Annotated in this window: 1 protein-coding gene; it reads left to right on the top strand. The window is 47.0% G+C overall.

Annotated features, from left to right (window positions below):
* Positions 1-95: 95 nt before the first annotated feature.
* The coding region (locus ACYP03_RS24880; protein WP_459782508.1) for a hotdog domain-containing protein at positions 96-351 on the top strand (256 nt) is incomplete at its 3' end.

Raw genomic sequence — 351 nt, forward strand, 5'->3', positions numbered from 1 at the left:
TCCATCAGACCTGGGTCAGACCAGGCGCTTTCTGCTTGCAAGCTACCGCAATATTGATGACCATATGAATACATCTTCCCAACACATGATTTATGATGAATTCAGAAAATAATGTCCCACGAGGCCAGTTATTACTTCGCACTTTAGCCATGCCTGCTGACACCAATGCAAATGGCGATATTTTTGGTGGCTGGATAATGTCACAGCTCGATCTGGCCGGCGCCATTCTGGCTAAGGAAATATCTCGCGGTAAAGTGGTTACCGTCTCTGTCGACAACATAGTGTTTAAAGCACCGGTCGGTGTGGGTGATGTGGTGTGCTGTTATGGCGAATGTAACCGCATTGGCAATA

This window comes from Photobacterium sp. R1 (assembly GCF_054600795.1).